This window comes from Paraburkholderia tropica (genome assembly GCF_914484835.1).
GTDB lineage: Bacteria > Pseudomonadota > Gammaproteobacteria > Burkholderiales > Burkholderiaceae > Paraburkholderia > Paraburkholderia tropica_A.
The window spans coordinates 1-21,092 of record NZ_CAJZAR010000029.1; the positions used below are offsets into that span (position 1 = coordinate 1).

Annotated in this window: 22 protein-coding genes; 4 read left to right on the forward strand and 18 right to left on the reverse strand. The window is 66.2% G+C overall.

Going from position 1 to position 21,092, the window contains the following annotated elements; all coding sequences use genetic code 11:
* From LDO54_RS03350 to LDO54_RS03365, 4 genes are all read right to left on the reverse strand, one after another.
* Positions 1-273 (reverse strand): hypothetical protein (locus tag LDO54_RS03350; protein WP_436975490.1); only part of this gene is annotated, 273 nt, incomplete at its 3' end.
* 477 nt (positions 274-750) lie between these two features.
* Positions 751-1,143: an IclR family transcriptional regulator C-terminal domain-containing protein gene (locus LDO54_RS03355; protein ID WP_224006299.1), complete on the reverse strand. Its 393-nt coding sequence runs from the start codon at positions 1,141-1,143 to the stop codon at positions 751-753.
* Positions 1,140-2,189: a 2-dehydropantoate 2-reductase gene (locus LDO54_RS03360; RefSeq protein ID WP_224006302.1), complete on the reverse strand. Its 1,050-nt coding sequence runs from the start codon at positions 2,187-2,189 to the stop codon at positions 1,140-1,142. Before LDO54_RS03360 ends, LDO54_RS03355 begins: the two co-directional genes overlap by 4 nt.
* Before the next feature lie 3 nt (positions 2,190-2,192).
* A complete protein-coding gene (locus tag LDO54_RS03365; protein ID WP_224006305.1) occupies positions 2,193-2,966 on the reverse strand; it encodes a class II aldolase/adducin family protein in 774 nt (257 codons plus the stop codon).
* 176 nt (positions 2,967-3,142) lie between these two features.
* Between LDO54_RS03365 and LDO54_RS03370 the strand changes: the two genes are divergently transcribed.
* Positions 3,143-3,586, forward strand: coding sequence for a MarR family winged helix-turn-helix transcriptional regulator (locus tag LDO54_RS03370; protein ID WP_224006308.1), 444 nt, complete (start codon positions 3,143-3,145; stop codon positions 3,584-3,586).
* A gap of 30 nt (positions 3,587-3,616) precedes the next feature.
* Here the strand turns inward: LDO54_RS03370 and hpaI are convergent, their stop codons facing one another.
* Genes hpaI through LDO54_RS03405 form a run of 7 tightly spaced genes read right to left on the reverse strand, consistent with a single transcriptional unit; the run spans position 3,617 to position 9,628 of the window.
* A complete protein-coding gene (gene hpaI / locus LDO54_RS03375; RefSeq protein ID WP_224006311.1) occupies positions 3,617-4,393 on the reverse strand; it encodes a 4-hydroxy-2-oxoheptanedioate aldolase in 777 nt (258 codons plus the stop codon).
* A 40-nt stretch (positions 4,394-4,433) separates the two neighbouring features.
* A complete protein-coding gene (gene hpaH, locus LDO54_RS03380; protein ID WP_224006314.1) occupies positions 4,434-5,237 on the reverse strand; it encodes a 2-oxo-hept-4-ene-1,7-dioate hydratase in 804 nt (267 codons plus the stop codon).
* Between the two features lie 25 nt (positions 5,238-5,262).
* On the reverse strand, positions 5,263-5,664 hold the full coding sequence (locus LDO54_RS03385) for a 5-carboxymethyl-2-hydroxymuconate Delta-isomerase (RefSeq protein ID WP_224006317.1): 402 nt from the start codon (positions 5,662-5,664) through the stop codon (positions 5,263-5,265).
* A gap of 41 nt (positions 5,665-5,705) precedes the next feature.
* Positions 5,706-6,569 (reverse strand): 3,4-dihydroxyphenylacetate 2,3-dioxygenase, encoded by an 864-nt coding sequence (gene hpaD, locus LDO54_RS03390; protein WP_224006320.1) that lies wholly within the window; start codon positions 6,567-6,569, stop codon positions 5,706-5,708.
* Positions 6,570-6,613: 44 nt separating this feature from the next.
* Positions 6,614-8,071, reverse strand: coding sequence for a 5-carboxymethyl-2-hydroxymuconate semialdehyde dehydrogenase (gene hpaE, locus LDO54_RS03395; RefSeq protein ID WP_224006323.1), 1,458 nt, complete (start codon positions 8,069-8,071; stop codon positions 6,614-6,616).
* A gap of 7 nt (positions 8,072-8,078) precedes the next feature.
* Positions 8,079-8,873: a fumarylacetoacetate hydrolase family protein gene (locus LDO54_RS03400; RefSeq protein WP_224006340.1), complete on the reverse strand. Its 795-nt coding sequence runs from the start codon at positions 8,871-8,873 to the stop codon at positions 8,079-8,081.
* Positions 8,870-9,628, reverse strand: a complete 759-nt coding sequence (locus LDO54_RS03405) for a fumarylacetoacetate hydrolase family protein (protein ID WP_224006355.1) — start codon at positions 9,626-9,628, stop codon at positions 8,870-8,872. The genes LDO54_RS03400 and LDO54_RS03405 overlap by 4 nt, the downstream gene beginning before the upstream one ends.
* 214 nt (positions 9,629-9,842) lie before the next feature.
* Here LDO54_RS03405 and hpaR point away from each other — a divergent pair, with 214 nt between their 5' ends.
* Positions 9,843-10,238, forward strand: a complete 396-nt coding sequence (gene hpaR / locus LDO54_RS03410; protein ID WP_224006451.1) for a homoprotocatechuate degradation operon regulator HpaR — start codon at positions 9,843-9,845, stop codon at positions 10,236-10,238.
* A gap of 34 nt (positions 10,239-10,272) precedes the next feature.
* Here the strand turns inward: hpaR and LDO54_RS03415 are convergent, their stop codons facing one another.
* Entirely contained in the window at positions 10,273-10,584 is a 312-nt protein-coding gene (locus LDO54_RS03415) for a thioredoxin family protein (protein ID WP_224006358.1), read from the reverse strand.
* A 101-nt stretch (positions 10,585-10,685) separates the two neighbouring features.
* Positions 10,686-11,483, reverse strand: coding sequence for a class I SAM-dependent methyltransferase (locus LDO54_RS03420; RefSeq protein WP_224006361.1), 798 nt, complete (start codon positions 11,481-11,483; stop codon positions 10,686-10,688).
* A 645-nt stretch (positions 11,484-12,128) separates the two neighbouring features.
* Between LDO54_RS03420 and LDO54_RS03425 the strand changes: the two genes are divergently transcribed.
* On the forward strand, positions 12,129-12,404 hold the full coding sequence (locus LDO54_RS03425) for a hypothetical protein (RefSeq protein ID WP_065064380.1): 276 nt from the start codon (positions 12,129-12,131) through the stop codon (positions 12,402-12,404).
* A gap of 44 nt (positions 12,405-12,448) precedes the next feature.
* Here LDO54_RS03425 and LDO54_RS03430 read toward each other — a convergent pair whose 3' ends face one another.
* The 5 genes from LDO54_RS03430 to LDO54_RS03450 all read right to left on the reverse strand — a co-directional run bounded on the left by LDO54_RS03430 (position 12,449) and on the right by LDO54_RS03450 (position 19,559).
* On the reverse strand, positions 12,449-13,723 hold the full coding sequence (locus LDO54_RS03430) for a winged helix-turn-helix domain-containing protein (protein WP_224006364.1): 1,275 nt from the start codon (positions 13,721-13,723) through the stop codon (positions 12,449-12,451).
* On the reverse strand, positions 13,716-15,503 hold the full coding sequence (locus LDO54_RS03435) for an FAD-dependent oxidoreductase (RefSeq protein ID WP_224006369.1): 1,788 nt from the start codon (positions 15,501-15,503) through the stop codon (positions 13,716-13,718). The genes LDO54_RS03430 and LDO54_RS03435 overlap by 8 nt, the downstream gene beginning before the upstream one ends.
* Before the next feature lie 114 nt (positions 15,504-15,617).
* Positions 15,618-16,607 carry a DedA family protein/thiosulfate sulfurtransferase GlpE gene (locus LDO54_RS03440; protein WP_224006372.1) on the reverse strand — a complete coding sequence of 330 codons (990 nt, stop codon included), beginning with the start codon at positions 16,605-16,607 and terminating at the stop codon, positions 15,618-15,620.
* A gap of 437 nt (positions 16,608-17,044) precedes the next feature.
* Complete coding sequence (locus LDO54_RS03445) at positions 17,045-17,290, reverse strand: hypothetical protein (protein WP_224006375.1); 246 nt, start codon at positions 17,288-17,290, stop codon at positions 17,045-17,047.
* Between the two features lie 622 nt (positions 17,291-17,912).
* Complete coding sequence (locus LDO54_RS03450; RefSeq protein WP_224006378.1) at positions 17,913-19,559, reverse strand: methyl-accepting chemotaxis protein; 1,647 nt, start codon at positions 19,557-19,559, stop codon at positions 17,913-17,915.
* A 516-nt stretch (positions 19,560-20,075) separates the two neighbouring features.
* On the opposite strand from LDO54_RS03450, the gene LDO54_RS39180 reads away from it, so the two are divergent.
* On the forward strand, positions 20,076-21,092 hold a 1,017-nt coding region (locus LDO54_RS39180), incomplete at its 3' end, for a type VI secretion system Vgr family protein (RefSeq protein WP_436975491.1).

The following is a 21,092-nucleotide window of genomic DNA, read 5'->3' on the forward strand; positions in this document are numbered from 1 at the left end:
GGCCAGCGCGCCCGCGGCAGCGATGGCGCGCAGGGTGTCCTCGATGTGGGCGCGCTGCACCGGATCGTCGAGCACCTGGAGCGCGGCATGCGCCTGCGCGGGCGTCAGCACGACCGGCGCGGCGGGGTTCGCGGGCTCGGCGGCTGCAGCGGGGGACGCGGCGGCAGCCGATGCGGACGGCGTCCAGGCGAGCGCGGTCGCGCACAGAACCACCGCGAGCAGGGCGGCGCCGCGTGGCAGGCGCAGCGATCGTATGACGGAAGAAAGGAGCATCCTGGGCATAGGCAAAAACGGAGTCGGGCGTCGGTGACGGTCGATGAGCGTCAGTGGTTGGCGGCGATGGCCGGATCGTCGCTCGGCGGCTCATTTAGCCGTTCGGTCAGGTCCGGCGGCAGCGTCGGGTGCGTGGTGCACGCGGCCCGCATCGGGCTGGCGCGTTGGCAAACCGCGCTGGCGGGTGGCGCCTCGCGACGTGTCCTGCGCGTTTCGTCGGAACATTCGACGTCGCATCGCAAATATCGTGCCGCGCAGCGTGAAAGCGGGCCCGCGATCCGCAGTGAAATCAGGGCCGAAATCAGAACGCGAAATCAGAAAGTGAATCGCGCGGCGCGAAGGCCCAAAGTATGCGCCTCATGCCGATTGCGTGCCGTCAGGCGAGCAAGGCCACAGCCGCGCGCGGATTCATTGCGAGTCCGTCGCGGGGCCGCAAAAAAGGTGGAACGGACGTAAAGCGAGCGCCCTGAATCAGCCTCAGCCCGCCTCGTTCTCGCGCCAATGCGTAGGAATGCGCGCCTTGGCGTCGAGCAGCGTGGCGACGTGCGTGTCGAGTTGCTGGCGGATGCGCTCGGACGGCCCGCCAATCGAGAGCCCGTAGAAGTCGCCGCCGAAGTCGAGCGCCGCGGCCACGGCGGGCAGTTCCGGCGCGCTCTCGCCGATGTTCGCGTACCACCCGTGCGCCTTCGCGGCGGCGGCCTGCTCAACGAGCGTCGGCAGATCGGTGGCCGTCACTTCGGTGTAACGCTCGAAATCGAGTTTCGTGCCGAGGGCGAGTTCGCCGAAGATCGCCTTGCCGATCGCGTTCGCATGCAGCGGCCGCAGCGCGCCGGGCTGGCAAGCGTAACGCACGGAGATCCGTGAATTCAACGCGTCGCGCTCGCCTGCCGCGCCGCTTCGAGATTCGCGTCGAGCTGCCGCGCGAGACCGTAAAGCATGCCGAGCGACGGCGCCGCGACGCCCACGCGCCGCGCAAGTTCGTCGGGCGCGCCGAGCAGCGCGTCCACTTCGAGCGAGCGGCCCGCTTCCACGTCCTGCAGCATCGACGTCTTGAACGCGCCGAGCTTGCGCGTGATCGCGTTGCGCTCCTCGATCGTCATCGCGAGACGAATGCCGAGCGCCTCGCCGATGTCGCGCGCCTCCGCCATCACGGCGGCGACGAGGCTCTGCGTGCGCGGATCGTCGAGGATCACGTCGGCGGTCGAGCGCGTGAGCGCGCTGATGGGGTTCATCGTCATGTTGCCCCAGAGCTTCGCCCAGATATCGTGCTGGATATGCTCGCTGGCCTGCACGTCGAAGCCCGCCTGCGCGAGCAGCGCGCGCGCTTCTTCCGCGCGCGCGGCCATCTGCGGCGACGCCGCGCCGAGTATCAGCCCGTTGCCGTTGCCCTTGCGGATCTCGCCCGGCCCCGCGATCGCCGACGACAGATGCACGACGCAGCCCGACGTCTGCGCGGGCGGCAGCGCCGCCGACACCACGCCGCCCGGATCGACCGATTCGAGCCGCCCGTTCGCGTACTCGCCGCCGAACGCGTGGAGGAACCACCACGGCACGCCGTTCATCGCCGAGACGATATGCGTGCGCGGCCCCACGAGCGGTGCGAGCGTGGCGGCGGCCTGCACGAGCGCCTGACCCTTGAGGCAGACGAACACGATGTCCTGCACGCCGAGATCGGCCGCGTTGTCGGCGGTGTTCACGTAGGCCGTGTAGCGCGTGGCGCCGTCCGGCCCTTCGACGATGGTGAGGCCGTCGCGGCGCATCGCCTGCAGATGCGCGCCGCGCGCGAGCACGTTGATCTGCAGGTCGCGATGGGCGCGCGCGAGGCGGGCAGCGATCAGGCCGCCGATCGCGCCCGCGCCGACCACGGCGATGGAACGCGTGCCGGGCTGCGAATGGCTGGGCTGCGCAAGACTCACGGCTTACTCCTTGTATGAGGGATCGATGCGCTCCACGCGGCGGATCAGCGCCGCGAGCACGTTTTCGCCCGCGCCATGCTCGGGCGAGAACTGCAGCGCGTCGCGCGTGGCGCGCGCGGTGATGGCGGGTTCGATCGGAATGGGTTGGCCGCGCATCGAATCGGTGACGACCTGGATTTCGCAGGCGCGGTTGAGCGTCCAGAGTAGCGCGAACGCGTGCGCGAGGTTCACGCCGTGCGCGAGCAGGCCGTGATTGCGCAGGATGAGCAGGCGGCGTTCGCCCATCGACTTCAGCAGGCGCGGCTTTTCTTCGTCGTGCACGGTGATGCCTTCGAAGTCGTGATACGCGACCATGTCGTGCAACTGCGCCGAATAGAAGTTCGTGGGCGCGAGCCCGCCTTCCATGCACGCGACCGCGAGCCCCGCCGTGGTGTGCGTGTGCATGACGCAATGCGCGTCGGGCACGTTCGCGTGAATCGCGCTGTGAATCACGAAGCCGGCGGGATTGATCGGATACTCGCTCGGACTCAGGATGTGGCCGTCGAGATCGATCTTGACGAGATTCGAGGCCTTGATTTCGTCGTACGTGAGGCCGAACGGATTGATGAGCACATGCGGCTGCGGACCCGGCACGCGCAGCGTGATGTGATTGAAGATCAGCTCGGTCCAGCCGAGTTGATGAAACACGCGATAGGTGGCCGCGAGCTTCACGCGGGCGGCCCATTCTTCGGGCTCGCACCAGGCGGGACGCGCGGATGCTTCGGGGACTGCGCTCATGGTGTCTCCGTCTCCTCGTCGATGGGCTGATGCTACGCTCAAATAAATGCGTGTGCAAGCATCAAATTTGGCGTGAAAGGCCATGTTTTAAAGGCTTGCTGCAATGGTATGCTAACGCTGTCGACGCCATCGGCCGACGCATCCGAGTTGTATCGAACCCTTGCGCGAGACGGGCCATGACGGGCAAACACCCCATCGAAGAACTGTTTACTTACCGGCTGCACGTGCTGAAAAAGCAGACCGACCGCACGATGAACGAGGCGTTTGCGTCGGCGCTTGCGCTGTCGCTCACGGAGGCGCGGCTCCTGATCAGCGTGGGCGCGTTCGGGCCGATTTCGGTGTCGGATCTCGGGCGCGCGTCGAATCTCGACCGCAGCCAGGCGAGCCGCGCCACCGACGTGCTGGAGCGTCGCGGCCTGCTCGAAAAGACCACCAATGCCGCCGATGCGCGCGGCGTGCTGATCAAGCTCACGGCGCAGGGGCGCAACACGTACCGGCGCGCGTCGGCGATATCGAAGTCGGGCAACGAGGCGATTCTCGCCGTGCTCAGCGCGCACGAACGCGAGGTGCTGCACGCCGCGCTCGCGAAGCTGGTCGAGCAGGGCGGCGCGGAAGATTGAGCCTGAAATCGAGGCCGCGTTAAGGCACGTTCAGCTGGCGGGCTGGCGGAATTTCGCGGCCAGATCGCTCGCGCCGCGCGCGAGCAGGCTCACGTCGCTGCCCACGGCCACGAAGGTCGCGCCCGCTTCCAGGTACTCGCGCGCGATGGCGTGATCGGCGGCGAGCACGCCCGCCGCCTTGCCGCGCGCACGCACGGCGCGGATGCCGTCGACGATCGCCGCGCGCACCGCCGGCGCGCCGGGTTGCCCGAGCAGCCCCATCGACGCGCTCAAATCCGCCGGGCCGAAGAACACGCCATCCACGCCCTCGACGGCGGCGATGTCGTCGAGTTGCGCCAGCGCGTTCGCCGTCTCCACCTGCACGAGCATGCACAGTTGTTCGGCCGCGCCATGCAGATAATCGGCCCCGCCATTCCAGCGCGACGCGCGCGCGAGCGCGCTGCCCACGCCGCGCATGCCCAGCGGCGGATAACGCGTGGCCGCGACGGCGGCGCGCGCTTCGTCGGCGCTTTCGATCATCGGCACGAGCAGTGTTTGCGTGCCGATATCGAGCAGCTGCTTGATGAGCGCGGCGTCGTTTCGAACGGGACGCACGATCGGATGCGTGGCATAAGGCGCGACCGCCTGCAACTGCGCCAGCGTGCTGCGCAGATCGTTGGGCGCGTGCTCGCCGTCGATCAACAGCCAGTCGAAGCCCGTGGTCGCGAGCAGTTCGGTCACGTAGGCGTCGGCGAGCGCGGCCCACAGGCCAATTTGCGGACGGTTTTCGGCAAGCGCCTGTTTGAACGGATTGACGATAACGGGCATGAAATTAGTTAGGGATATTGATGAATTGCGAGGCGCACGATCAGACGAATTTGAAACCGATGCCGCCCAGCGGACCGTAATCGACATGAAACGTATCGCCCGCGCGCGCCGCGATGGGCGCCGTAAACGATCCGCTCAGAATCACGTCGCCCGCTTCGAGCCGTTCGTCGTGGCGCGCGATCTTGTTCGCGAGCCACGCCACGCCCGTTGCCGGATGATTGAGCACAGCGGCGGCCAGGCCGCTTTCCTCCACCGCGCCGTTCTTGTAGAGCAGCGCGCCCACCCAGCGCAGATCGACATCGAGTGGCTTCACGGGACGCCCGCCGAGGATCACGCCCGCGTTAGCCGCGAAATCGGAAATCGTGTCGAAGACTTTGCGCGGCGCCTGGGTGTCGCGATCGAACTGCTCGATGCGCGCGTCGATGATCTCGATCGCGGGCGTGACGTAAGCGGTCGCGTCGAGCACGTCGAACAGCGTGACGTCCGGGCCTTGCAGCGGACGGCTCAGCACGAAGGCCAGTTCGACCTCCACGCGCGGCGCGATGAAGCGGTCCGCGCGAATGTCGGTGCCTGCGGCGATGAACATGCTGTCGAGCAGCGGCGCGTAATCGGGTTCGTCGATCTGCGAGGCACGCTGCATCGCGCGCGACGTGAGGCCGATCTTGCGCCCTTTGACGACGTGGCCCGCCGCGAGCTTGAGCTTGACCCACTCGCGCTGGATCGCGTAGCCGTCGTCGATGGTCATCTCAGGATGCGCGCGCGAAAAGTGGCGCAGTTGCGTGCGCGTGCGCTCGGCTTCGTCGAGTTGCGCGGCCAGCTCGCGGATGCGTTGCGGATCTAGCATGATGATGTCCCGTTCGCCCGCGCGCTCAGACCTTGAGCCGCGCGTGCAGATTGTTGTGCTTCCACGCGCCTTCCTCGCTGAACTCGACGATCTCCAGCGAAAGCGCGAGCCCGTGCGCTTCGAACGCCTCGGCGAAATGCTGCTTGATCGCGGCGAACAGCGCGTCGCCGGTCGCGCGGCGCACCTCGGCGCTGCGGCCCGCGCCGATCTTCAGGCAGCCGTGCAGAAACGCGTGGTGCGGATCGCCATCGGCGATGAAATACTGCTCGCAACGCAGAGCGCGCGTGCGGATGCCGCCGCGCGGATAGACGCGCGCGCCAGTCGCGTCGCGCTGCGCGTCGAGCACCTGCGCGAGCGTGGCGCAGAGTGCGCCAATACTCGCGGCATCGGCGAGATTGGCGCTGTATTCAAGCGTGAGATGCGGCACGGTGCGTGTCTCCTGAGATCGGGCGCGTATGACAACAGCGATCAAACCTGCAAAGGCGTGACCGGCAGCACGGCGTTGATTTGCCCGGTGCCCGAACTGCCGAAATACGGCGTGATGATTTCCGCGCGCCCTTCGTAGCGATCCCAGCCGAGCGCGCCCAGCAGCATGGCCGTGTCGTGCATGCCGCCTTCGCCCCAGCATTTTTCGTTGTACATCGGCAGCATGGCGCAGAAGGTTTTCCAGTCGCCGCGTTCCCAGAGCGAGACCACCTGGCGGTCGGTCTGTTCGAGAAATGGGTCCCAGACCTTGTGCATGAACTGCTCGGCGCTGCCGTTGTTCGCGAAGTGATGGCTCAGCGAACCGCTCGCGAGTATCGCCACCGTACCCTCGTAGCGTTCCTCGATGGCCTTGCGCACCGCAAGACCGAAGCGCGCACTGCTGGCGAGATCGTGCCAGTTGCACCAGCCCGCCACCGACACGGTCTTGAAGTGCTGATCGGCGTTCATATAACGCATCGGCACGAGCGTGCCGTATTCGAGTCCGAGCGTGGTGTCGCTATGCGCGCGCGTTTTCACACCCATTTCGTTGGCGACATCGGCGATCAGATGGCCGAGCGTGGGATTGCCCGAGTACGCATAACGCAGGTTCTTGATGAAATGCGGCAACTCGTTGCTCGTGTAATTGCCCGCGAAATGCGGCGCGCAATTGATGTGATATTCGCTGTTCACGAGCCAGTGCACGTCGAACACGACGATCGTATCGACGTCGAGTTCGCGGCAACGGCGGCCGATTTCCTGGTGGCCCTCGATGGCGGCCTGGCGGCAGCCTTTGTGCGGGCCATCGAGTTCCGAAAGATACATCGACGGCACGTGGGTGATCTTTGCCGCCAACGCGAGTTTGCCCATCGCGGTCTCCTGTTTTTCGCGTGTGCCCGTGCGCGCTGCGTGACTCAAGCGCCCCAGTGCGGGATGTGATGCGCGCCCATCGACACGCAGACGTTCTTCGGTTCGAGAAACACGTCATAGCTCCACGTGCCGCCTTCGCGGCCCACGCCCGAGGCCTTGGTGCCGCCGAAGGGCTGGCGCAGATCGCGCACGTTCTGGCTGTTCACGAAGCACATGCCCGCTTCGATCGCGGCGGCCACGCGCAAGGCGCGGCCCGTGTTCTCGGTCCACACATAGCTCGACAGGCCATAGGCGATGTCGTTGGCGAGGCGGACGGCGTCGGCTTCGTCGTCGAAGGGAATCAGGCAGGCAACCGGTCCGAAGATCTCTTCCTGCGCGATGCGCATGCGGTTATCGACATCGACGAACACGGTCGGGCGCACGAAATTGCCTTGTTTCAAGGCCTCCGGCAGATCGGGCGCATCGAGACCGCCGCATGCGAGCGTCGCGCCTTCCTTCGGTCCGAGTTCGATATAGCTGCGCACTTTCGCGAGATGACCGGGGCTGATCATCGGGCCGACGAGCGTCTTCTCGTCGAGCGGATCGCCGACCGTGATGCGTTTCGCGCGCTCGATGAAGCGCTCCGCGAATTGTGCGTAGATCGAGCGTTGCACGAAAATGCGCGAGCCCGCCGTGCAGCGCTCGCCGTTGTTCGAGAAGATCATGAACACGGCGGCGTCGAGCGCGCGTTCGAAGTCGGCGTCGTCGAAGATCACGAACGGCGACTTGCCGCCCAGTTCCATCGAAAACTTCTTGAGACCGGCGGCCTTGACGATGCGGTTGCCGGTCGCCGTCGATCCGGTGAATGAAACGGCGCGCACGTCGGCATGCGCGACGAGCGGCTCGCCCGTTTCCTGGCCGTAGCCGTGCACGATATTCAGGACACCTGCTGGAATTCCCGCATCGAGCGCGAGCTGGCCGAGCATCGACGCCGTGAGCGGCGAGAGCTCGCTCATCTTGAGCACCGCCGTATTGCCGAACGCAAGGCACGGCGCGACTTTCCACGTAGCCGTCATGAACGGCACATTCCACGGCGAAATAAGCGCGCACACGCCCACCGGATGAAACAGCGTGTAGTTCAGGTGCGTGTTCGTGGGATAGGTGTGGCCGTCCACGGCCGTGCACATTTCCGCGAAATACGTGAAGTTGTCGGCGGCGCGCGGCACGAGTTGCTTGCCGGTTTGCGAAATCGTCTGACCCGTGTCCTTCGTTTCGGTCTGCGCGATCTCGGGCACGTTCTTCGCGATCAGTTCGCCGAGCTTGTGCACGAGTTTCGCGCGCTCGCTCGCGGGCTTCGCGGCCCACGCGGGAAACGCGTTTTTCGCCGCGCGCACGGCGAGATCGACTTCCTCGGCGCCGCCGCGCGCGACTTCGGCGAGCACGTCCTGAGTCGCGGGATTCACGGTTTCAAAGTAATCGCGGCCCGCGTGGGCGCGGCCGTCGATCAGATGGTCGATGCGCATGACGTGCTTATTCCGTGGTGGAGGCCGTGGTGGAGACGCGGCCGAATTCGGCGTCGGACGCGATCGTGTTGATCAGGCGGCCGAGGCCGTCGATTTCGCATATGACCTCGTCGCCCGCGTTCACGTTGACGACGCCTTCGGGCGTGCCGGTGAGAATGACGTCGCCGGGCGCGAGCGTCATGAAGCCGCTCAGATATTCGATCAGTTCGGTGATGCCGGTGACGAGATCGCGCGTGTTGCCGCGCTGTTTCAGATCGCCGTTCACGTAGGTGCGCAATTCGAGCGCGTTGACGTCGGCGATATCGGCGGCGTCGACGAGCCAGGGGCCGAGCACGGTGCCGCCGTCGCGATTCTTCACGCGCAGATTCGGGCGGTAGTAGTTCTCCAGATAGTCGCGGATCGCGTAGTCGTTCGCGATCGTATAGCCGGCGACGCACTGCATCGCGTCCTCGCGCTTGACGTGTTGCGCGGCGCGGCCGATCACGACGGCGAGTTCGCACTCGTAGTGCATGAACGTGACGTCGTCGGGGCGGCGCGTGACGCCGCGATGGCCGATCACGCTGCCCGGTCCCTTGAGAAAGACGAGCGGTTCTTCCTGCTTGGTGAATTGCAGTTCCTTCGCGTGTTCGGCGTAATTCAGGCCGAGTGCGAAGATCGTGCCCGGTTCGAAAGGCGCGAGCCAGACCACGTCGCGCTCGTCGCGCACGCGTCCGTCGGCGAGACGCACGCGCGGGCCGTTGGCGGTAACGATGGGCGTGGCTTCGTGAATGGCGCCTGCGTAGGCGACGCGTGCACGCATCATGCTGCGTCTCCTTGTGCGACGAACGCGATATCGAGCGCGGGCCAGTCGCCGATCGCGAGCGTGGCGCGCTGGCCTGCGTGCGCGACAGGTGCGCCATGCGGCACGCCGAGCGTGACGACGTCGCCGGGCGCGAGCGTCATGAAATCGGTGACGTCGGCGAGCAGTTGCGCGACGCCGCGCACGCTCGTCGAGGTCGTGGCGCTGAAGCGTGGCGCGCTGTCGATATCGACGTGAATCGCCAGATCATCGGGATTGCTAACGTATTCGCGAGCGATCAAAGCCGGGCCGATCACGCAGAAATGATTGCGCGCCCGAAAGCGCACCGAAGGCCGATAGACGCTCGCATGCGGCACGCACAGGTCGGCGACCAGCGTATAGCCCGCGATGTAATCGAACGCATCGTGTGCCTGAACGCGCGCGGCGGTGCGGCCAATGACGATGCCCAGCGAAGCGCCCACCTGCACGCCATTCGCATCAGGCACGATCACGCGCGCGCCGTGGCCCGCGAGCGTATTGCGCGGCTTGAGGTAGAGAATGGGCGCGCGCGGCAGTGCCTTGTACGGTGGCGCATTCATCGCGTCGCCGAGCGCTTCGAGCGCGTGGCGGTCGTTGAGCAGCGTGCCGTAGACGGCGCCCGAAACGGGCGCGCGGCAGCGAACGCCGCTGGCGAGCAGCGCATGCGCTGTCGTGGCGCTGACGTCGCGCGGCAGTGCTTCGCCTTCGAGATGCAGCAGATGATCGGCAAGGGCGAACATGGTGTGTCGTGCTTTCCCGAAAATGCTAATATGTTAGTGAGTTTGCGCTGGCGATCATCGAGCGTCAACCATCGGCGAGGATTTCGCGGGTTTCCCCTGGGCTTCGCCGCCTGCCTCATCTGACTTTCCGACTATTCGATTCCGCGCCTTCAACGAAGCCATCATGTCCGAGAACTCACGCACCACCACGCGCGTCGCGCATCGCAATCTGCCCATGCTGCTGCTGCGCGCGCGAGAAAAGATGATGGAGCGCTTTCGTCCGCTGATCACCGCGCACGGGCTCACCGAACAGCAGTGGCGCGTGATCCGCGCGCTCAACGAAAGCGGGCCGCTGGAGCCGCGCCAGATTTCGGATATCTGCACGATTTCGAGCCCGAGCATGGCGGGCGTGCTCGCGCGCATGGAGGCGCTCGGCCTCGTGACGAAAGCGCGTTTCGCCGACGATCAGCGGCGCGTGCTCGTCACGCTGACGAAGAAAAGCCATCAGCTCGTGAAGGCGATTTCGAAGGAACTGGAGGCGCGCTATCAGGCGCTGGAGGCGGAGGTGGGGCCGGAGGTGGTCGAGCGCGTGTATCGCGCTGTCGACGATCTGCTGGCCGGGCTCGAATAAGCCCGGCGCGAGGAACACGCCGAACGGCGGGCGCTCAGGCGAGCGTGTTGAACGCGTCGTCGATTTCGGCGGCGCCCGTGGGACGCACGATGCGCGCGACTTCCGCGCCGTTGCGCAGGAAGATCAGCGTGGGCCAGAGCTTCACGCGAAACGAGCGGCCAAGCGCGCGGCCGGGGCCGTCTTCCACCTTGATGCGCGGCACGCCCGGATGCTTCGCGAACGCATCGCCGATCAAGGGCTGTGCGCCCTGGCAATAGCCGCACCAGTCGGTGCCGAATTCCAGCACGGCGGGGCCGCTCAGCGCATCGATCTCCTTGCGCGCGGGGGCTTTCGTGGCATAGCTCATTGCGTCTCCTGGGGCGTGTCGGTGCATCGTCATACGATACCGCAACACGCCGCTGCACGTCATTCGCTGGACGTCATTCGCTGGACGTCATTCGATAAGCGTCATTCGGTACGCGTGGCGAACGTGACGCTCGATTCGATCCGTTCGGTCAGCCAGCCGTCGTTGCCCTGCGTGGCGACGAGCATGTCGATGTCCGCGAGCAGCGTGTCGAGTTTGTCGCCCAGCCGTTCGCGCGACAGGCTCGACATCGACAAGGGCCGCGCCTTCAGTTGTTCCGCGCTCACGCGCCGGTATTCGATCACCGAAATCCGCTCGATGGCGTTGAACGCGGAGCGCGCGAGCACGTCGGTATGGCTTTCGTAATCGGCGGAGCGGCGCATCTCGCGGGCGGCGTCGGTGTTCGCGTGGCGGTCGAGCAGATTGCGGTATTGCGCGGCCCACGGGCGCTGCGGATCGTCGAGTTGCGTGGTGTTGAACAGCGCGACCGCGCCGCGTTCGCCGAGCAGAGCATCGAGCCGCGCGAGCGTATTGACGCGATCCATCCAGTGAAACGCGCGGCCGATCACCGCGAGATGAAAGTGCCCGAGGTCCGGCGAGAGATCGTACGAACTGCCCTGGCGATAGTCGATATTCGGCGCGATGCCCGCGCCGAGTTGCGCGGCGACTTCGAGCATGGCGGGTTCGGGATCGATGGCGACGGCGCTCGCGACCCAGCTCGCGAAGGCCAGCGAAAGCTGGCCGGGGCCGCAGCCGAGGTCGAGCAGGCGCTGCGTGCCGTCGAGCCCGGCGCGCTGCGCGACGCGGCGAATCAGCGCGGGCGAATACGCGGGACGGCCGATCAGATAATGCGGCGCGGCGTTGCGGAAGCGGTCGGGCACGAAGGGCGTGATCTGGTTCATGGCGCGGGCGGGCTGGGCGGTGGACAGAATCCGCACAGTCTGGGGATGCGCGGCGGCGGCGTCAAGACGGCGTGGAGATGGCGCCGAGATGGCGTCGAGATGGCGTCAACTCGTGCGAATCGGCGACAGGTGAGCCTTTTCGGGAGTGAGTGTGGCGGGCGAGAAACGCGCACCGTTCGAGCGTGGATACGTCGAGCCGGTTTTTATCGACGAAACGCTTTAGTCCTTAAAACAAGGGGTAAAACGTAATCGCGGCGCCAGGCGGGAAAGGATCGCGGCACGCTTCGTGCGACCGTCATGCGGGCGTCGCGCGGCTTTGGCGGCGTTAAGGTGAGCGTTTGCGGGAGTGCGCCGATGCGGCGAGCCAGGCGAGCGTTTTGCCCTGCGCGCGGCGCGCCCGAAAAGACCGCAGCGTCGAATCGACGCCTGTTTTTCAGGGGTATTCACGCGGTTGCGCCTTCGCGGCGTCAAACGGCCCTGGCGGCTTCAACGCCACGGCGCGCGCAAAGGTGAGAAGATTCGGGAGCCGGTCGCGCGACGCTCAGGGTCGCCTCGGGGTCGCCATTGGACGGCTGCACGCGATGGGTATATAACTGCATTAAGGCATTCTTTCGATTCCGTTTCAGCAAGAGGAACCTGTTCATCATGACGAGCGACGACACGCAAAAGCATGACGCTCAAACGCCCTCCGGGGCCACGCCGCAACCCGATCTGGAACATCTGAACGCGGCGTTCTCGCACGTCGACGAAGGCGTGCGGAGCGGCAATATCGCGGCTGGCGCGGCCAAGGGCCTCGTGTATAGCCTCATCGAAACGCTGGGCGCGCTGGTCGGCGACCCGGACCTGCCCGAACACGCCCGCTCGGGCTATGTGGGCCTGCTCGAAGCGGCGCGCGAACTGCGCGTGAAGATCGAGCGCTGACGCGGGCGGCCTGCGCGAAACCGCAGGCCTTCACGCTTCCGTCATCACGATTCGGCGAGCAGCGCCGCGGCCAGTGCGCCCGGCGCGTCGCCGACCTTCAATTCCGGCGTGTCGTGCCAGTCGGCGCAACGTTGCAGCGCGCGGCGCAAGTCGGTCACGAGGCGGCCGCTCACGCGCACGCCCGGTTCCAGATGCAGCGACTTCACTTCGAACACGCCCTGCGTGCGATGCGCTTTGGCGTCGACGCGTCCGATCAGCTTGCCGCGATTTAATATCGGCAGTACGAAATAACCGTACTTGCGCTTGTGCGCGGGCACGTAGCATTCGATCGCGTAATCGAAATCGAACAGCGCCACCGCGCGCCTGCGATCCCACACCACCGGATCGAACGGCGAGAGCAGCGTGGTGACCGTCGAGGCGAGCGCGCCGCTCGCGGTTTCGTCGATGAGCGACGCGTAATCCCGGTGCACGAAGACGTCGTGCTTCCAGCCTTCCACGCGCGCGGGCACGAGATGGCCCGCGTCGGCGAGTGCATGCAGCGCCTCGGTGTACGGGCGGCGCGGCAGGCGGTAATAGTCGGCGGCCCAGTCGGCGCGCAGCGCGCCCAGCGCCTTGCAGGTGCGCAGCAGCAGCGCGCGTTCGGCGTCGGCGCGCGTGGGCAGGTCGCGCGCGTCGCGCCAATGCGGCAGCACGCGCTCGGTCACGTCGTAGACGCGCTGGAAATTACGGCGCTCGGCCACCATCAGCGCGCCGATCGCGAACAGCACTTCGAGGTGGCGCTTCTCCGGTTTCCAGTCCCACCAGCCGTCGCTCTTTTCGCCCGCCACGCGCGCGAAATCGGCGGAGCGCACCGGGCCGTTCGCACGGATGCGTTCGAGCAGCGCGTCGATTTCGCGGCGATGTTTGGCGTGCCATTCGCCCGCGTATTTCCAGCCCATATCCGACGGATCGAGCATGCGATGACGCAGCAGGCCGTAGTCTTCGATCGGCACGAAACAGGCTTCGTGCGCCCAGTATTCGAACAGGCGGCCTTCGGCGAGATGCGCGTCGAGCCAGCGCGGATCGTACGCGCCCACGCGGCTGAACAGCACGAAATACGGGCTGCGCGCGACGACGTGGATGGTATCGATCTGCAGTTGCGCCATGCGGCGGATCGCGTCGAGCACGTCGTCTTTCGTGGCTTTGCGGCGCGGCGGCGCGAGCAGGCCCTGGGCCGCGAGATGCAGCGTGCGCACGGCCGCGAGCGGCAGCGTCACGCCACCGCGAGCGAGCGCCGCTTCGGGTGCGCTTGCGGTCTCGCAGCCGTCGTCGTCACGCATGCAGGCCCGCCATCGCCGCGACCGGCGTGACCGTCGCGTTCGGCACCGGCGACGCGCCGAGCATCTGGTGAATCTGCGCGACCACGGCCGCGCCTTCGCCGACGGCCGCCGCGACGCGCTTGGTCGAACCCGCGCGTGCGTCGCCGATCGCGTAGACGCCTTCGACCGAGGTCGCGAGGCTGCACGATTCGTCGCCCACGCCGGTCAGCACGAAGCCGTTCGGATCGAGCGCCACGCCGCAATCGTGCAGCCAGTTCGTGTTTGGATCGGCGCCCGTGAAGAGGAACAGATGACGCGCATCGAAGTGGTCGATGCCCGCCGGACACGGCGACTTCAGGCGAATCGCGGCGAGCCCGGCTTCGTCCTCGTCGAGCGCGCCGATTTCGCTGCCCGGATGCACGGTCACGTTCGGCAGCGCGGCGATGCGGTCGATCAGATAGCGCGACATTGTCGATTCGAATCCGGCCTTGCGGATCAGCACGTCGATCTGGCGCGCGTGCGTGGAGAGGTAGACGATGGCCTGGCCCGCCGAATTGCCGCCGCCCACGAGCACGACGTTCTCGTGCTTGCAGAGCTTGGCTTCGACCGGCGAGGCCCAGTAGTAGACGCCGCGCCCGGTGTAACGGTCGAGCCCGGCGATGGTCGGGCGCCGGTAGATCGCGCCGCTCGCGATCACCACGCTGCGCGCGCGCACGTCGCCGCTACAGGTTTCGAGGCGGCGCGGCTGCTCGTCGCAATGGAGCTTTTTCACGGTGACCGGAATCGCCACGTGCGCACCGAACTTCTGCGCCTGCACGAACGCGCGGCCCGCGAGCGCCTGGCCCGAGATGCCGGTCGGGAAGCCCAGATAGTTTTCGATGCGCGCGCTCGCGCCTGCCTGGCCGCCCGGCGCGCGCGAGTCGAGCACGATCACCGAAAGCCCTTCGGACGCCGCGTAGACCGCCGTCGCCAGGCCCGCCGGGCCCGCGCCGACCACGGCCACGTCGTAGACGCGTTCGCCGTTCAGTTCGGGCAGCAGGCCGAGGCAGGTCGCGAGTTCGGGCGCGGACGGATGGCGCAGCACCGAGCCGTCGGGGCAGATCACGAGCGGCAGGTCCTCGCAGCGCGCCGCGAAGCGTTCGATCACGCCGATCATGCTGCTTGCGTCGCGCTCGTCGAGCACCGAATAGGGATGGCCGTTGCGCGAGAGGAAGCCTTGCAGCGAGAGCATCGCGGGGTCGTCGTGCTTGCCGACGAGGATCGGGCCGCCCGCGCCCTTTTCGATCAGCGAGACGCGCCGCAGGATCAGCGCGCGCACGATGCGCTCGCCCAGTTCGGCTTCGGCGACGATGGCCGCGCGCAGACGTTCGGGCGGAATCAGCACCGCATCGACGGGTTCGAGCGCCATGCCGTCCACGAGCGCCGGGCCGCCCGACAACTGGCCGACTTCGGCGAGGAAATGGCCGCGCCCATGCTCGACGATCAGCCGCTCGCGGCCGAGGCCGTCGCGCTGGAACACCTTCACGGAACCCGAGAGCAGCACGAACATGCCGGGGCCGGTCTCGCCGGTGTGGAACAGCCACTCGCCGGCTTCCCAATGGCGTTGCTCGCCGAAGCGCGAGAGGCGCGCGATTTCGTCTTCGGTCAGCTCGGGGAACATCTGGTGACGCCGCGTGGAGAGCGTCGAGAACGGCGCCTCGGCGGGTTGCGGCTGGGTGTCGGACAGCGTGGAATGCGAGGCGGATTCAGGCGTGGACGGCGCAGCCTCGTAGCGAGGCGGCTCGGTGGCTAGAGAGCCCATCAGGCGTTTCTCCTCGTGCGCGCGAGGCGGCGGCGCCGCGCGCGAAACGGACACGATGCGGACAGAAAGCGGCCCGGATCCGCGCGAGAAAGCACGCGGGAAACCACGCGGGAATCAGATCGCTTTCGGCGTGATGCTGACCGGTACTTCGGGATGCGGCGCCAGGGACAGCGATTCGAGCGTGCGGCCCGAATCGCGCCAGGCGTCGAGACCGCCGAGCAGCGGCACGACGTCGGTGAAACCGGCCTCGACGAGCTTCTTCGCCATCCAGGCCGCGGAAATTTCATTGGGGCACGAGCAGTAGATCACGAGCTTCTGCTCGCGCGGATACTTGCTCAGGATCTCTTCGAGCTGGCGCTCGTCGGCGAACAACGCGCCCGGAATGATGAACGGATCGAGCTTGCGCTTTTCCTCCGAGCGGATGTCGAACACCACGGGCGGCGGCTTGTTCGCCATCGCGCGATAGAGATCGTCCACGGTGATGCGCGCGTTCGCGAGCTTCTTGATGAGCTGGCGGCGGCGCTGCCAGCGGTACATCGCGTAGAGCAGCAGCAGCGCGACCACCACGACCGCCGCGAAGCGCCCGAGGCGGCTCGCGCCCGCGAGCATCATGTCGATCTGCGGGGCGAACAGCACGCCGATCAGCAGACCGGTGCCCGACCAGAGCGCCGCGCCGATGCCGTCGAAACCCACGAATTGCCGATACGGCGTGCCCATCGCGCCGGCCAGCGGCACCGAAACGAGCGACAGCCCCGGCACGAATTTGGCGATGGCGAGCACGCGCACGCCCCAGCGGCCGAAGAAGCGCTCGGTTTTTTTCACGCAGGTGTCGCGCGAGAGCGAGAGCTTGCAGAGCGTCTTGAGCGTGTTGCCGCCATAGAGACGGCCGGCGAGGAACCAGACGCTGTCGCCGATCAGCATGGCGACGATCGACAGACCGAGCACCGGCGCGACCTGCTGGCCGATCGATCCGGGATGCATGGCGGCCATCGCGCCGAACAGGACGAGCGCGGGCATCGCGGGCACGGGCAAGCCGAGCGAGCCGGCGAGCACGTTCAAAAACACGAGCGCAGGCCCGTACTGCGCGATGAGGTCATGTAGCATCGGCTTACTTCCGTGGCCTGAAAGCCGCTGCCGGTGAAACGGCGCGGCGCAATGGCAAGAGTAACGTAACGATTATGGACGCATTTCGAAGGCGTGCAAGCGAGCGCCAAAGCATACGCCGAATGCGGATCCGGTGCGCTTAAGCGGTGGCGCGGGCGGCGGGCCGTGTCGTGCGGCTCGCGTGGCGTCCTGCTTGAGTCGTGATTGTGCGTGCAGGCAGCTTGAGCGATGCGCGCGGCATGCGCGTGAACACGCGTCGGACGTCGCCGGTTCATGCGCGAAATTCATGCATGAAATGCCTACGCAAAACTCATGCACGAAACATCGATCGCCGATAAAAACGCGCGCCGCGAACACGGCGCGCGGGATGACCGCGACGCCGCGCGAGCACGGCGGCGTGCGAGGGCGGAACGCCCGTGATGGACCGACTGTCCGGCTTACCGGTTATGCGATTCCCCGGGTATCTCGGCGCCTTGTGCGCGAATGGCCGCGATCAACTCTGCGGGCGTGATTTCGTAACGCACTTCGCGGTGGATACCCGCCTTGCGCTCGTCGACTTCGATCAGCAATAGACTCTTGCCGTCGGCCGCCGATTCGAGGCGCAGCGTACGCAGTTCGCGTCCGGTGGCTTCGTCATGCTCGGTGAGCAGGGTCATGGTTCCAGAAGACCCGGTCATGCGCATTGATGTTGTCCTCGTGCGTTTGGGTGGTCGAACTGTGGTCGAACCGGCCGGTTGCGGGGGCTGCGTGCGATGCATGGCCAGATAGATGGCCAAATCATTGTACGGTCTCGTTCGCGTGGCGTCTCGATCGAGTGAGCGCGGGCGCACACAACGGCGCAAGCGTCCAGTCCGTTCGGTGAGTGTAACGCGACTACGCGCGTTTTCACGCATTTTTGCGCGCCATGCAACGGTGGATGCGGCACGTATTGCGGCGCGCGCCGTTGTCATGGTCGTGACGCAAAGCGGCTCTAGTGGTCCGCGCGCCGCGTGCGCGCCGCCTCGCGGGCTCCCGAAAGTTCTCACCGATCGAGCAAGAAAAAACGGCTCGCCCGGTAGAGGCCAGGCGAGCCGTCGAAACGCCGTTGTTACTCGGATCAGACACCCACGTGATGAGCGCTGACAAGTTCAGTTTGGGGCGTGGCGAACATGCTGTCGAGATGGGGCTAACGCCGATCTATCTGAACAATGCGGGCCGTGCTGAACACGACGTGACACGACGTGAGCCAGGCGCGGATCGGGCCTCGATAGCCGCTTACGGTACGCTTTCGTCGCGCGAAAGGTACCGCACGGCCGGGCCCGGTGTTCACGCCTCGATGGCTTCTGCCTCTCGCACGTGGGCGCGCGCCGGCCGCACGCTCGTGCGCGCCGACGACGTGGTCAAGGTCGACTGACTGCCCGCGACCGTGAAGAGACGCACGGCTTCGTCGAGCACGTCGGCCTGTTCGGCGAGGCGCTGCGCGGTGGCGGCGGCCTGCTCGACGAGCGCCGCGTTCTGCTGCGTCGCGCTGTCCAGATGCGCGACGGCCTGATTGACCTGGCGAATGCCCTCGGCCTGCTCGCCGCTCGCGTTCGCGACTTCGACGATGATCGACTGCACACGGCTCACGGCCTCGTCGATGGCGCGCATCTGCGAAGTCGTGTGGCCGACCAGTTCGGTGCCGCGCGCGATCTCGTGGACGCTCGCATCGACGACCTGCTTGATCTCCTTCGCCGATGCCGCGCAACGTTGCGCGAGCATGCGCACCTCGCCCGCGACGACCGCGAACGAGCGGCCCGCCTCGCCCGCGCGCGCCGCTTCGACGGCCGCGTTGAGCGCGAGGATGTTGGTCTGGAACGCGATGCCGTCGATCACGCCGGTGATGTCGGCGATCCGCTTCGAGGCGTCGGTGATGCCCGACATCGTGCGCTCCATGCGGCCCGCGATCGAACCGCCTTCGGCGGCCGCTTCCTGCGCCTCGCGCGCGAGATCGAGCGCGCGCGTGCTGGCTTCGGCGTTGGCCTGCACGGTGGTCGTGAGCTGATCCATCGTGGCGGCGGTTTCTTCGAGCGAGGCCGCCTGCAATTCGGTGCGGCGCGAGAGGTCGAGATTGCCGGTCGAGATTTCATGCGCGGCGTCGAGCATGCCGTCGATCTGCGAGCGCACGTCGCAGACGATCGCCGTGAGATTGGCCTGAAGCTGATTGAGCGCTTGCAGCACGTCGCCGAGATCGTCCTTCGAGGCGATGGCGAGCGTGGCGGTGAGGTCGCCCGCGGCCATGCGCGTGGAGGCCTCCGACATCTGCGCGAGCGGCTCGCCGAGATGACGCGTCGAGAGACGCCAGGCTGCGACGCTGCACACCGCCGCCGCGCCGAACGCGCACCAGAACGGCGTGGGCGGCAGACCTTGATAGGCGCCGAAGCCCGCGGCCGCGAGCGCGGCGGGCACGAGCGCGTAACCGATGGCGATGCGCGTGGCGATCGGCAGACGCATCACCGACTTCATCGCGCCGACGAGGCCGGTGCGCGCGAGGTCGCCGTGCAGCAGACGCACGCCGCGCAGACGGCCTTCGCGCATCTGCGCGTAGAGCGCTTCGGCTTCGCGCACTTCGTCGCGCGTGGGCTTGACGCGCACGCTCAGATAGCCGACCACGGTGCCCTGCTCGGACACGGGCGTGACGTTCGCACGCACCCAGTAGTGGTCGCCGGACTTGCGGCGGTTCTTCACGAGCGCGGTCCAGGGACGGCCGGCCTTGACGGTGTCCCACAGGTCGGCGAACGCTTCGGCCGGCATGTCGGGATGGCGGATGATGTTGTGCGCCTTGCCGATCAGCTCGTCCTTCGAAAAGCCCGAGACAGCGACGAACGCGGGATTGCAATACTGGATGCGGCCTTTGAGATCGGTGGCCGAGACAAGCATCTGCGAAGCAGGGTAGTCGAACTCCTGCTGCGTGACGGGTTGATTGTTGCGCATGGGTTTCCTTCCAGGGGGGTCTACGCAGACCCAACAACATGCCGGGAATAACGGCATTTTCCTTAATTTCTTTAGGGCTTTTGGTGGGGGGCTGCCAGTGCGCGTGGGGTTGTTAGTCATTGCGCATGGGATGAGGCCGTTTAATCGGCTTGGGAACGCCGTGAGGACATCGACGGAGGGCAATGCGCCGGGGCCATCGCCACTGTGTACAAGTCAGCCTGTTGCCAGCGATGCCCCTGCATGTTGCGCTGCTTCTTGATGAGGCGCAGGCCGTGCTTTCACATGCGGCCTGAATGATCGGCTCTCTTGGCGGCTTGCCGATACCGCGCTGCGGTAGACGCACACCCGGTCTTTGGGCGATCACTGCGTCCACCAACTCTTTTTGGTTTTTCTTCCGCGCGCTGTGGTGCGCTTCAGATAATTCCGACGGAAAAATGCGATTTTGCCGCCAGTCGGCAAGCGCGTTGACGATGCTCAATCCCAGCTGGGGCACCGGGATTCAGTATTTCGCGTGATATGGCCGTCCCCGTCTGGGGCGCCAGCATCAATCAATTAGCAATGCGTCATTTCGAGAAGAACACCGCGCGGCCGGTGTTCTGTATCCAGGAGATCTCAGGGATGCCCCGCCAAAGTGATGTGCGCTTTACTTTCGAGGCGGCAGGCGCTGTCGCTTTCGACGTCGTGAGTTTCCAGCTGGACGAGGGCATCAGCCGCCCGTTCAGGCTGAACGTCGAACTTTCCAGTACCGATCCTTCCATCGATTTCGGCACGGTGCTCGATCAGTTTGCCACCTTCACGATTTGGCGCGGCGAGACCGCCGTGCGTTATGTGAACGGACTCGTCAGCTGCTTCGAGCAGGGCAAGACCGGCTTCAGGCGTACCTATTACCGCGTGGTGGTCGAACCGCAGATATCGCGCGCAGATCTGCGGTCGGACTGGAGAGTTTTCCAGCAGGAGAGCGTGCCGCAGATTCTTCAGACCGTGCTCAAGCGCTCGGGTATTAACGACGCCGTGCAGGATCTGACCAAAGAGCATCTGGTGCGCGAATACTGCGTCCAGTCCGGCGAGACGGATTTCCACTTTATCAGCCGACTCTGCGCGGAGGAGGGGCTGTTCTATACGCACCGGTTCAGCGCCGCGGAGCATCGCCTGATCATGGGCGACCGGCTCTACGTCCACGGCACCATCGAAGGCGGCCCGGTCATCTACAACGCCACGCCCGGTGGCGATCAGGCCGAGCCGTGTATCACGAGCCTGAGTTACGCCGAACAGGTGCGGACGGCGCGGCAGGTGCAGAGGGATTACTCCTTCAAGAATCCGCGTTATAGCCACGAGCAAAGTAGCGACGGGGTCAACCTCGACCACCAGGACCGGGAATACGAACGTTTCGACTACCCGTCGCGCGCGAAACGCGACGAGGCGGGCCGTCCCTTTACCGAAACCCGTCTGCTTGCGCTACGGCACGATGCTCAGATCGCTGAGATCGAGGGCGACGATGCGCGCTTGCAACCGGGGCTCGCGTTCGATCTGGAG